Origin of the sequence: Pseudoduganella sp. R-31, assembly GCF_049913235.1 — a bacterium.
Lineage (GTDB): Bacteria > Pseudomonadota > Gammaproteobacteria > Burkholderiales > Burkholderiaceae_D > Rugamonas.
In genome coordinates this window covers 3,899,644-3,911,337 of the sequence record NZ_CP183986.1, presented here as the reverse complement: position 1 = coordinate 3,911,337, position 11,694 = coordinate 3,899,644, and the positions used below count along the sequence as shown (strand labels likewise).

Here is an 11,694-nt window from a genome sequence, read left to right as displayed (position 1 = left end):
ATGACCAGCTACGACACCAGTGCCGGCGGCGACGACTTTGCCTCGGCCCAGATGCGCGCCTTCTTCGGCGTGCTGCAGCAGGAGGTGGCGGCCGCCGTGCGCCTGGGTGAAGGCGAGGGCCGCAGCGGGGCCGACGCCCTGAGCCAGCGCCTGTGCGCGCTGATCGAGGAGCAGGCGCGCGAAGCGGGGCGCGTGGCCGGCCGCAGCGGGGCCGACGCCGCGGCGCAGGCGCGCTACCTGAAGGCGGCACTGGCCGACGAGATCCTGCTGCATACCGACTGGGCCGGACGCCAGCATTGGCAACATGTGCTGCTGGAGGCGGTGCTGTTCCAGACCAGCCAGGCCGGCCAACGGGTGTTTGCCGACATCGACCAGCTGCTGCGCGAACGGGAGCCGGCCCAGCGCAGCCAGGCGCGCATGTTCCTGCATGTCCTGGCGCTGGGCTTCCAGGGCAGCTATCGCGATGGACCAAGCCTGGCGCCGCTGGCCGCCTACCGCCGCGAGCTGTTCCAGTTTGCCTACCAGCGCGCGCCGGGACTGGGCGGGCGCGACGCGGTGCTGAGCGACCAGCCATATGCCAGCACGCTGGCCCACCTCGGCACGCGGCGCCTGGCAAGCCTGAGCCGGCGCTACCTGGCGCTCGGGCTGGTCCTGTTGATCCTGCTGGGTCTATCCGAAGTGCTCTGGCTGTGGCAATCGTGGCCAGTGCGCGAGGCGCTGGCGGCGCCGGCCATGGCGTGGTCGGGCCCTCCGCCGGCAAAGGGGCTGCCATGCTGAACTTCCTCTCCGATAACCTGGCCATCGTCAGCCTGCTCCTGGTGACGCTGCTGGTGCTGGCCTTGCTGGCCGTGGTCGTCAGCGCGGCCTTGCGTGCCCCCGGCCAGGACGCGGCCGCCGCTGCCGCGGCGCCGAAACTGGCCAGCGATTCGCTGCGCCAGTCGTTCCGCACCGCGCTGGAGCTGATCGAAGCCAATCTCGCCACGCGCGCTGAACGGTACAAGCTGTGCTGGACCCTGGTGCTGGACGAAGGCAGCGGCGCCGGCCTGCCGCTGGCGCAATCGGGCCTGCCCAGCGCCCTGAGCGCCGACAGCAGCCAGAGCGCCGCGGCGCTCGGCGTGGGCTGGCACTTTTTCGACCAGGGCGTGGTGGCGCAGCTGCAGGCCAGCCAGCTTGGCTCGCCCGACCCGGACAGCGCGGCCAATACCGGCATCTGGGACGACTTCATCGCCCTGTGCCGCAAGTACCGCCCGCAACGGCCGTTCGACGCCATCGTGCTGGCCCTGCCTTGCTCGGCCCTGCTGGCCTCGGATGCGCAAGGCCAGCAGGAACTGGCGGCGCGCGCCAAGGCCATCCATCGCCGCCTGTGGCTGGCGCAGAACCGCCTGGCCCTGCGTTTTCCGTTGCACATCGTGATCACCGAATGCGAGCAGGTACCCGGTTTCGCCGCCTTCGCCGCCGCCTTGCCCGAGGCGCTGCGCCGTTCCATGCTGGGATGGGCGGCGCCGTATGAAGTGGTGGCACCGTTCCGCGAAGCCTGGGTCGACGCGGCGATGGACCAGGTGACGGGCAGCGTGGCCGATGCCTGCGCCGAACTGTGCGCGCTGGAAGGCAGCGATGGCGGCAGTTCCGCCTATTTCCTGCTGCCGGCGCAGCTGGAACGCCTGCGCAGTGGCCTGAAGCTGTTTTGCGGGGAGCTGATGCGCCCCAGCGCCTACCACGAGCCGTTCCTGCTGCGCGGCATCTACCTGAGCGGCGATTGCAGCGCCGCCTTGCCGGCGGGCCAGGCCGAGCCGGCGGTGCAGCAAGGCGCAGCGCCGGCAGGCCACGGCATGCCGGCCTTCCTGCGCGATATTTTCGAGCGCAAGATCTTCGCGGAAATGGGCTTGCTGCGCGGCGCTTCCCGGCCGCGGCGCCCGGCATTGAGCCATGCCGGCCGGCTTGCGCTGTGGGCGGTGCCGGCCATGTGGGGCGTCGGGCTGGTCGTCGCCACCGTGCAGCTGGCGCAGCAAGGCGGCGCTGCGCACGACTACCTGCTGCGGCAGTCGCTGGCGGACAGCGCGGCCGACGCCGCCAGTCCCCAGGCAGGCCAGCAGCGCACGGTAGACGCCTTGCGCAGCCTGGAACAACTGGGAGCGCGCCGTTTCTCCTCGGTCTTCATGCCAGGTTCTTGGGCGCTGTTCGACAAGCTGCATGGTCGCCTGCAACAGCGCCTGGCGCAGGACTTTGCGCAGCACGCTTTCGAGCCCCTGCGCCGCGCCGCGCTGGCGCAGGCCTCGGCCCTGACCGGGGTGCCGCGCGACCCGGCGGGGCAGTTGATCCCCGGTGCGCAATGCAGCCTGCCGGCGCGCTGGAGCGAGGCTGCGGGATCGGCGCGCGCACTGAACCTGGAAGACTTGCCGCAATACCTCGGCATGCTGCAATACCTGGACCAGCTCGACCGGCTCGACGGGGCGCTGCAAGCCTTGCGGCGCCTGCAGGATCCCGGGGCGGCGCCGGCCACGGGAGACGACCTGGCGCTGGCGGTGCGCGTGCTGCTGGGCGTGCAACTGCAAGGCCTGCCGCCACGCACGGCGGCCATGTTCCGCGCCACGGCGCAGCAGTTGCCGGCCCTGGACCTGGCGCCGATGCAGCAGGCCGCACGCTGCACGCTGCAACTGGCCAGCCATGCGCTGTATCGCCGCCTGTTCGATGGCAATGGCTTGCTGCGCGCCGAACAGGCCGTTGCTGCCAGCACGGCTGGCCTGCTCGACACCGCGCCGCGCTCGCCCGAACTGGCGGGTCAGCTGCAGCTATGGACAGCCCTGCGCGGCGCGCTCGATGACGAGAAGGCGATGCTGGCCACAGCCAAGGGCGGCTGGATGCGTGAAGGCACGGTCAACCTGGGCGCCGCGCACGAGGCGCTGCTGGCGCGCATTGCCGCCAACGGGCTGCTGGGCCCTGCGCTCGCGCGCGACAGCAAGGAGCGCGCGGCGCAGGGCTTCACCCGCTTCAAGGCCGCCTGGGACGGGCTGCTGGCAACGCCGCTGGCGATCGACGGCGGTAGCACCGGCCTGGCCTGGACCGAGGGACACTGGGCCTTCACGCCCGAGCGCAAACTGCTGCACGAGACGGTGACGGCGCTGCTGGCGCAGCCTTACATGAAAGAGGGCGCGCCGGCCCGCTTGCCCGACGTCCCGCCCGGCGCCACCCTGGCCTGGGACAAGGGCCAGCTCGAACGCGCAGCCAGCATGGCTGAGGCACGCAAGGCCTTCCAGGCCGGCAGCTACCTGCACTTGCCGGCCCCCTTGCAGCTGCCCGCCGCGGCGCTGGTCGACCTCGCGCTGGCCGACAGTACCCACCATGCCCTGGCGCAGGCGGCCAGCATTGCGCCGGCCGCCTTGCCCAGCGCCGCCAGTGACGCCGAACGCGCCGCGGCACTGCGCGTGCGGGCCTTCCTCGAAGAACTGGGCGCGCGCCCTGCGCTGGCCGAACTGGATGCGGCGCTGGCGCGCGACGCGCTGACCCGCCTGCAGCGCATGGACGACTATTTCAGCGCAGCCGAGGTGTTCCAGCCGCGCGAGCGCAATTTCCAGTCGTGGAAGGGCGGCAAGGGGGCGCTGGCCGATGCCTTTGCCGGCGGCGACGCCGGCGCGCTGCCGGACTACGTGGCGCAACAGCTTGAATTCATCGAGGTGGCGGGCAAGCAGGTGGAGGGCGTGCTGCCTCTGGCCGGCGCCACGGCGGCGGGCGCGCCGGCGGTTGCGCGCTGGCAGGGCATCGCGGCCGACCTGCGGCGCTACCGCCTGAAGAGCCCGACCAGTTCCCTGATCGCGCTGGAACAGTTCATCCTGCTGGGCGCGAGCGAGATCGACGCCGGCAATTGCCAGGACAAGCTGGCAGGGCGCGGCACGCCGCGGCGCGGCGCCGACCTGTTTGCCGAGCGCCTGGCCAGCCTGCAGGACAGCCTGCTGGCCCGCTGCCGCGAGCTGTCGGCCAATCAGTACAGGGCGGAATGGGAGCGTTTTGCCGAGGGCTACAACCGCGACCTCGGCAGGCGACTGCCGTTCGTGGCCTGGCCCGGCAGCGGCGGCGATACGGCGGCTGCCGCCGTCGACGAGGTGGGGGCTGCGCTGCGGCAGTATGAACGGGTGCGTGCCGCCGCTGCGCGGGCCGAGCGCGAGCCCGGGCGGCCGGTCGCCAGCGCCGCCGTGCGGCAGGCCGACCTGCAATGGCGCCGCGTGCGCGACGTGCTGGCGCCGCTGTTCCCGGCCGAGGAAGGCCAGGCCGGCGGCCTTGACGTAACGGCGCAGTTCCGCGTCAACGTCGCGGCGGAAGCGGAGGCCAACAAGATCATCGAATGGAGCCTGGCCATTGGCGCCAGCACGGTGCGCCAGGGCGAAACGCCGCGCGCCTTGCGCTGGGAGCCGGGCATGCCGGTGCTGCTGTCCTTGCGCTTCGCGCGCGACGGCATGGTGCAGCCGAAGGCGGAAGGCGGCCATCCGAACATGACGGTCGAGGCGCGCACCGTCAGCTATCGCTTCGACGATCCGTGGGCACTGTTCAGCTTTATCGGCGCCTACCGCGACGCCGACACCAGTGCCGGCGACGGGCGCGTGCCCTTGCTGCGCTTCGAATTTCCGCTGGCGCACAGCGAGCCGGCCGCACCTGACACGCGCGCCCGCGTGTTCGTGCGCCTGCTGGTCAGCGCCCCCGGCAAGCGCGCGCCCCTGGCCTGGCCGCTGGCGTGGCCGACGCATGCGCCGGCGTGGGAAGACCCAGCGCGGACCACCGAGCCGGCGCGCCGCACGGCGCAGGCGGCGCTGGGCGAGTGAGCGTGCCATGGACATGACCACCCCGGTCCGGATCGCGGTATTCGGCAGTTTCTACCGCGGCTTCCATGTGCTGAGCGAGCTGCTCAAAGGCCCGCTGGGCCGCCAGGTGCTGGTTGCAGGCGTCGCGACCGATGACGCCGCGGCCAGCTTCGTCAATCCAGCGCGGCGGGTGTGGGCTTACCCGCATGGCGCTTGCGAGGAAGCGATGGTGGAGCAACTGGCCGGCGCACACGGGCTGCCGGTCTACAAGGGGCGGGTGAAATGCGAGGCCTTCTACCGCCTGTATGAAGACGAATGGCGGCCGGACCTGTGCATTGCCGCCACGTTCGGCCAGCGCATCGATGCGCGGCTGCGCAGCTATCCCCGCCATGGCTTCTATAACCTGCATCCCTGCATCGACGATGGCTGGCCGTCCGGCTATGCGGGGCCGAACCCCTTCCAGGCACTGCTGGATGACGGTTCCGACCACGTCGTCATCGCCTTGCATGAGGTGGACGAAGGCTTCGACACCGGTCGCCTCGTCGCGCTGTCGGAGCGCATCTATTTTCCTCCTGGCGCCTCCGTGGTCGACCTGCACAAGAGCACCTCGCCGCTGGCGGCCAAGTTCCTGGTACAACAGCTTGGCAAGCTCCTTGCCGGCACTTCAGAAAAGGCATAGCAATGAAAGCGATTCCCGATTTCCTGGTCAGCGCCGCCGAACAGCAATTGCTGGACGAATTGCTGGCGCCTGTGTCGCAGGACGCGCCGTGCGGGCCGCCGGCGCGCGACGATGCCGCCTTCACCGAGATCCGCCTGCTGCGCGAAGAAGACGACCCGAGCCTGCCGATGGGCCAATGGGAGCGTCCGTTGAAGGTCGCGCAGTGGCAGCAGGTTGCCCAGCGCTGCAGCGCCATGTTGGCCACGCGCTCGAAAGACTTGCAGCTCGCCGCATGGCTGGCCGAGGCCTGGATGCGCCAGCGAGGTTTCGTCGGCCTGTTGCACGGCTTGCGCCTGCTCGACGCGCTGTTGCGCGTATATTGGCCGGCATTGCATCCGCTGGTCGAGGACGACGGAGATTGCGATGCACGGCTGGCGCCCCTGGAATGGCTGAACGAGTCGCTGAGCGTGAGCATCCGCGTCCAGGCCCCATTGCTGTCGCTCGATGGCTTCAAGCCGCCGTGGGTCACCCTGGCGGAGTGGGAGTGCCTTGCGGCGCCGCGAGAAACGCCCAGCGCAGGACGCGACGGCCTGCCTGCGGCCACGCGCGGCGATATCCTGGCCGCCGGCGCAGCGCGGGCGGCGGAGCTGGCCGTCACGCTTGCCGCTGTAACGCATAGCCTTGATTACCTGCATTCGCTGTCGGCCATGCTGCACGCGCATCTGCAAGACCAGGCGCCCAAGCTGGGCAAGCTGCAAAGCGTGCTGGAAGCGGTCCAGCGCGTGCTGCAACAGATCCAGCCCGGCAAAGAGGAGGAAGAGGGCGCGGCGCCGGCTGCAGAGGAATCGGCGCTAGCAGTGCAAGCGGAAGCAGCGCCGGCGCCGCCGCCAAAGCTGGACCCGATCGTCGTCGGCCAATGGCGCGATCGCAACGAAGCCTATGTCACGCTCGATGCACTGGCCGACTACCTGGTGGCGGTGGAGCCGCATAGCCCGACGCCATTCCTGTTGCGTCGTGCCGCACGCTGGGGCCGCATGCCGTTGCCGGAAGTGCTGGCTGAAGTCATGCAGGAAGAAGGAGACCTGAACCGGCTGATGAACGTGATCGGCATCAAGTTCTAGCCTTGGCCCAGGCGCTCAATTTGCCAGGTGCGCAATCTCGAGCGAGCCGTGTTCGTCGAAGATCGGGCACTGTTCGGCCAGGGCAACGGCCTCGTTGAAATCGGCGGCCGCCAGCACCGAGTAACCGGCCAGTGAACTGCTGGACGATTTGGGGCCGGCGAGACGGGTGTCGATGTCGACGCTGGCGTGGGTCAGGCTGCCGCGGTCGAGCAAGCGGGCGCCCAGCGAATCGAACCAGCTTGCCCAGCGTTGCGGCGCATGCTGCCAGGCCTCGGCCGATCCGTCCGGCGCGCCGCGATAGACGAGCAGGAATCGCTCCATAGTGCCTCCTTGATCCAAACAAAGCTTCGATGCCAAATCTTAGCAATTGCCTTGCTTGAGGGCCGCACCGTTGACGGGGCGCTCAATCGGATGAGACAGGGACCAGGATCTCGCGGCTGCCATTGGTCGACATCGAAGACAGGATGCCGGCCGCCTCCATGTCTTCCACCATGCGCGCGGCGCGGTTGTACCCGATCCGGAGTTGGCGCTGGATGGACGAGATCGACGCGCGCCGCGTGCGGATGACAAAAGCCACTGCTTCGTCGTACAGCGGGTCGGTTTCGCCGGCGCTGACGTCGCCCAGGAGATCCGGCGCCGGTTCTTCGCTCGGCGTGCCGGCCAGGATCGCTTCTTCGTATTCGGGTTCGCCAAACTGTTTCAGGTAGTCGACCACGCGGTGCACTTCTTCGTCGGACACGAAGGCGCCGTGCACGCGCTGCGGGTAGCCGCTGCCGGGCGGCAGGAACAGCATGTCGCCGTGTCCGAGCAGGGTTTCGGCGCCCATCTGGTCAAGCACGGTGCGCGAATCGATCTTGGACGACACCTGGAAGGCGACGCGGGTCGGGATGTTGGCCTTGATCAGGCCCGTGATGACGTCGACGGAAGGACGCTGCGTGGCGAGGATCAGGTGGATGCCTGCGGCGCGGGCTTTCTGCGCCAGGCGCGCGATCAGTTCTTCGATCTTTTTCCCGGCCACCATCATCAGGTCGGCCAGTTCGTCGATGATGACGACAATGGTGGGCAGCGTCGACAACGGTTCCGGCGCATCCGGCGTGAGCGAGAACGGGTTCGTAATGTATTTTTCGGCGGCCTTGCCGTCGCGGATTTTCTGATTGAACCCGGCCAGGTTGCGCACGCCCAGCGCGGACATCAGCCGGTAGCGTTTTTCCATTTCGGCGACGCACCAGGTCAGCGCGTTGGCTGCCAGCTTCATGTCGGTGACCACGGGCGCCAGCAGGTGCGGGATGCCGTCATAGACGGACAGTTCCAGCATCTTCGGGTCGATCATGATCAGGCGCACGTCGGTCGGCGTGGCCTTGTACAGCAGAGAGACGATCATGGCATTGATCGCCACCGACTTGCCGGAACCGGTGGTGCCCGCAACCAGCATGTGCGGCGCACGCGCCAGGTCCGTCACGACCGGGGCGCCTGTAATGTCCTTGCCCATTGCCAGCGTCAATTGCGAGCGCGAGGCGCGGTAGGCGTCCGCTGCCAGTATCTCCGACAGCTGGATCATGTGCCGCCGCGTATTGGGCAACTCGAGGCCCATGCAGGTCTTGCCCGGAATGGTCTCGACCACCCGCACCGAAGTCACGGCCAGTGCGCGCGACAAGTCCTTCACCAGCGCCACAATCTGGGCGCCGCGCACGCCGATGGCCGGCTCGATTTCGAAACGGGTGATCACCGGACCGGCGGAAGCGCCAAGCACGGTGACCGGGACCTTGAATTCCTTGAGGCGCTGCTCGATCAGGCGAGCGGTTTCTTCCAGCTCGGCGCCGGAGACTTCGAACTTCGCCTCCGTATAGGCGTCCAGCAAGTCCAGGCCGGGAAGTTCGACGTCGGCTTCCGGTTGGGACATGAGCGTGATCGGCACCGCTGCCGGAACTGGCGGGGCTGGCGGCACTGCCGGCGGCGCGCTCGCAGGAGCCGGCGGCGGCTCGGCGTAAACAGCAGGAACTGGTTCCTGCCAAGGCAGCGCCGGCGCCGGTTCCGGAGCAGCCCGGAATGGCGTGTATTCCACCTCAACCGGCGTCGTTTCCAGCGCAGGCGGCTGTTGCGGCAGGCCGGGCGTCTCGTCGACCCACCTTGCTTCCGGCACAGGGCTCGTGATGGTGCGCACTTCGACCGCTGCGTGGATCACCTGCACTTCCACGATTGCCGGCAGCGGCACCTGGACCTGGACCGGCAGCGGAGCAGGCGTGTGTGCAGCCGGTACCGGCGCGGCCGGCTGCGGCAATTTCACGATCCTGGCGGGCCGCGCCTGGCGGGCCAGGGCATCGGCTTCTTCCCTGGCCCTGGCCCGGGCCAGCATGGCCGGAGTAGGGCGCAGGCTTTCGACTTCGGCCCATTCGGTTGCCGGACGCGCCGCCGGGGCGCGCGCCTTTTCAAGTGCCTCCGCGCCGAAGAAGCGGGCAGGCGATGCTGCCGCAGCGTGGTCCCAGGCCGGCCGCTTTTCGGAGAAGCGCTCGCCGCCGCGGGCCGGGCTGGCCGGCGCCGCGGCGTGGGAAGCGGTTCGCGGCGGCGCGCGCCGCTCCCCCTGGTCCGGGCGTTTGAGCAGGCGCGCGGCACGGCCGCACCAGGCCATGAATGCCAGGGCGCGATGGCCAAACATCCACGGGACGGCGACGGTACCGATGGCAAGGATGAGCAAGATGCCGGCAAGACCGCCGGTTGCAGCGCCAATCGAGTTGGCCAGCAACATCAGCACGGTGCCCAGCACTAACCTAATGAAGCCCTGCCCGAGCAAGGTGGTCCTCTTCAGCAGGAACACCTTCACAAGGCGCCAGAGCAGGGGGAGTGTCCACAGCACAGACCAGCCAAACCACGACATTACTGCCATTCAAATCTTTCCTGAAAATCGCTCGCCCGGAGTTTATCACGAGCAATGATGCCAATAAGAGAAGTGAAATGTGAGTTTTGGTGAGAATTTGCGCTAAGTTTTGCGGTTTTTAGGTGCTAATATGCAAAAAAGTGTTGCTGCTGGGATAATGTTTCTATCGTTCGGGCGGGCTGATCGTTTATAATCGCCGGCTTCCTCCAGATTTCCGATAGTTCAGCAAAGTGCGCACCCAGGGCATTAGTTTTTCAATTCTCAGGCATTCCGCATGGGCGCCAGGCATCAGCACGCCTGAAGCCTGGCAAGCCTGGGCGCAAGCGCCGTTTGCGATCCGTGCCGGCGAAGAGCCGGGCGTGAAAGCGATGCCGGCCATGCTGCGCCGCCGCGCGGGCTTCCTCGGCAAGATGGCGCTGGAAGTGGCCTATGACTGCCTCGAAGGCCGCAGCGGCGTGCCCACCGTGTTCTGTTCGCGCCATGGCGACGTGGCGCGCGCAGTTGAATTGCTATCGGACCTGGCGCGCAGCGAACCGTTGTCGCCGATGGCGTTCGGCATGGCCGTGCACAATGCCATCCCCGGCCTGTTCAGCATCGCCCGCAGCGATCGCGCCAATTACACTGCGCTGGCTTCCGGCGCGGCGTCGGTCGAACATGCGCTCATCGAAGCATGCGGCCTGCTGGCCGACGGTGCGACTAGCGTACTGCTGCTTGCCTGCGATTGCCCGCTGCCGGAATTATTTAGGCCATTCGAGGAATATGAAGAACAGCCGCACGCTTGGGCATGGCTGATCGCGCCGGCCGGCGCCAATGCAGTGCGGCTCGAATGGCAGGCTTGCGCCGAGTCGCCGTCTGCCAAGATGCCGGGCAGCCTGGAAGTGGCAGCCTTTTACGCCAGCGGCGCCCGCAAGCTCGAACGCTGCGACGGCCGCCTGCGCTGGACATGGAGCCGCGATGCTTGACCGTTACTGGCGCATTTTCGTGACGGGCCTGAGCTTCGTGGTCTTCGGCGTCGGCGGAATCGTACTGGGCCTCCTGGTGTTCCCGGTGATGAACCTGCTGATCCGCGACAGGCAGCGCCGCATCAGTGCCGCCCGCACCGTGATCCGCTGCGCCTTCCGCGTCTATATCGACATGATGCGGGTGATCGGCGTGCTGCGCTACGAGGTGCGCGGGCTGGAAAAGCTGGAGCGGGGCGGCATGCTGATCCTGGCCAACCACCCGACGCTGCTCGATACCGTGTTCCTGATGGCCTTCGTGAAGAACGCCGACTGCATCGTCAAGGGCGCGCTGTGGAACAACCCGTTCACGCGCGGCCCGGTGCGCGGCGCGGGCTATATCAATAACGAGGGCGGCGCGGAACTGGTGGACGACTGCATCGCTTCCCTGGAGCGCGGCAACAACCTGATCATCTTCCCGGAAGGGACGCGCACGCCGAAGAACGGCGTGATCAGCATGAAGCGCGGGGCCGCCAATATTGCGGTGCGCGGCGGGCGCGACATCACGCCTGTGCTGCTGCAATGCGATCCGCCCACGCTGCACAAGGGCGAAAAATGGTGGCGCGTGCCGTCGCGCCGCTTCCTGATCCAGATCGACGTGCAGGACGACCTGGCGGTCGCACGATTCACGGAGGGCGCCAGCGACGTGATGGCCGCGCGCCAATTGACCGACTTCTTACAAAATTATTTTGCCGGAAAGTGCCAAAGCAATGCTTGAACTCGAAGTGAAACAACTGATCATCGATGCCCTCCAGCTGGAAGACATCACACCGGATGATATCGACAGCGCAGCGCCGCTGTTCATCGAAGGCCTGGGCCTGGACTCGATCGACGCGCTCGAACTGGGCGTCGCTTTGCAAAAGAAGTACGGGATCTCGCTCTCGGCCGATTCGGAAGAGACGCGCCGTCATTTCGCCTCGGTGCAGGCGCTGGCCGCGATGATCGAGAGCCACCGACAGAAATAAAACAACGTAGGGGTAGAAGATGGTTAATCTGAAAGAAATGAGCAAAGACCAATTGCAAGCCTGGGTGGTCGACCTGCTCGCTGAAATGTTTGAACTGGATAAGTCGGAACTGTCCGCCGATTCCAACCTGTATGCCGACCTGGATATCGACAGCATCGATGCGGTCGACCTGGCGGTGAAACTGAAGCAGCTTACCGGCCAGCGCCTGCAGCCGGAAGTGTTCAAGACCATCCGCACCATCGGCGACGTGGTGGAAGCACTGGCCGGCAAGACGGAGCAGGTTGCGTAAG

At 67.7% G+C, this 11,694-nt stretch carries 9 protein-coding genes and 1 pseudogene; 8 read left to right on the top strand and 2 right to left on the bottom strand.

What is annotated here, in order from left to right; translation table 11 throughout:
• From ACN9MY_RS17735 to tssA, 4 genes are read left to right on the top strand one after another with little or no spacing between them, the layout of a single operon-like run.
• Positions 1 to 777 carry a DotU family type IV/VI secretion system protein gene (locus tag ACN9MY_RS17735; RefSeq protein ID WP_426161771.1) on the top strand — a complete coding sequence of 259 codons (777 nt, stop codon included), beginning with the start codon at positions 1 to 3 and terminating at the stop codon, positions 775 to 777.
• Positions 699 to 4,811: a type VI secretion protein IcmF/TssM N-terminal domain-containing protein gene (locus ACN9MY_RS17730; RefSeq protein ID WP_426318135.1), complete on the top strand. Its 4,113-nt coding sequence runs from the start codon at positions 699 to 701 to the stop codon at positions 4,809 to 4,811. Before ACN9MY_RS17735 ends, ACN9MY_RS17730 begins: the two co-directional genes overlap by 79 nt.
• 7 nt (positions 4,812 to 4,818) lie before the next feature.
• A complete protein-coding gene (locus ACN9MY_RS17725) occupies positions 4,819 to 5,469 on the top strand; it encodes a formyltransferase family protein (protein WP_426161769.1) in 651 nt (216 codons plus the stop codon).
• A gap of 2 nt (positions 5,470 to 5,471) precedes the next feature.
• The gene (tssA, locus tag ACN9MY_RS17720) at positions 5,472 to 6,569 is read left to right on the top strand and encodes a type VI secretion system protein TssA (protein ID WP_426318134.1); all 1,098 of its coding nucleotides are present in this window, start codon (positions 5,472 to 5,474) and stop codon (positions 6,567 to 6,569) included.
• 15 nt (positions 6,570 to 6,584) lie between these two features.
• On the opposite strand, the gene ACN9MY_RS17715 is transcribed toward tssA, so the two are convergent.
• Positions 6,585 to 6,890 carry a hypothetical protein gene (locus ACN9MY_RS17715; protein WP_426161767.1) on the bottom strand — a complete coding sequence of 102 codons (306 nt, stop codon included), beginning with the start codon at positions 6,888 to 6,890 and terminating at the stop codon, positions 6,585 to 6,587.
• Between the two features lie 82 nt (positions 6,891 to 6,972).
• Positions 6,973 to 8,445 (bottom strand): annotated as a pseudogene (locus ACN9MY_RS17710) (DNA translocase FtsK); the annotation flags it as partial.
• 1,226 nt (positions 8,446 to 9,671) lie between these two features.
• Between ACN9MY_RS17710 and ACN9MY_RS17705 the strand changes: the two are divergent.
• From ACN9MY_RS17705 to ACN9MY_RS17690, 4 genes are read left to right on the top strand one after another with little or no spacing between them, the layout of a single operon-like run.
• Positions 9,672 to 10,403 (top strand): beta-ketoacyl synthase chain length factor, encoded by a 732-nt coding sequence (locus ACN9MY_RS17705; RefSeq protein ID WP_426161766.1) that lies wholly within the window; start codon positions 9,672 to 9,674, stop codon positions 10,401 to 10,403.
• On the top strand, positions 10,396 to 11,157 hold the full coding sequence (locus ACN9MY_RS17700; RefSeq protein ID WP_426161765.1) for a lysophospholipid acyltransferase family protein: 762 nt from the start codon (positions 10,396 to 10,398) through the stop codon (positions 11,155 to 11,157). The genes ACN9MY_RS17705 and ACN9MY_RS17700 overlap by 8 nt, the downstream gene beginning before the upstream one ends.
• Positions 11,150 to 11,404, top strand: coding sequence for a phosphopantetheine-binding protein (locus tag ACN9MY_RS17695; RefSeq protein ID WP_057263891.1), 255 nt, complete (start codon positions 11,150 to 11,152; stop codon positions 11,402 to 11,404). Before ACN9MY_RS17700 ends, ACN9MY_RS17695 begins: the two co-directional genes overlap by 8 nt.
• A 37-nt stretch (positions 11,405 to 11,441) precedes the next feature.
• Positions 11,442 to 11,693, top strand: a complete 252-nt coding sequence (locus ACN9MY_RS17690; RefSeq protein WP_426161764.1) for an acyl carrier protein — start codon at positions 11,442 to 11,444, stop codon at positions 11,691 to 11,693.
• Position 11,694: the final 1 nt, after the last annotated feature.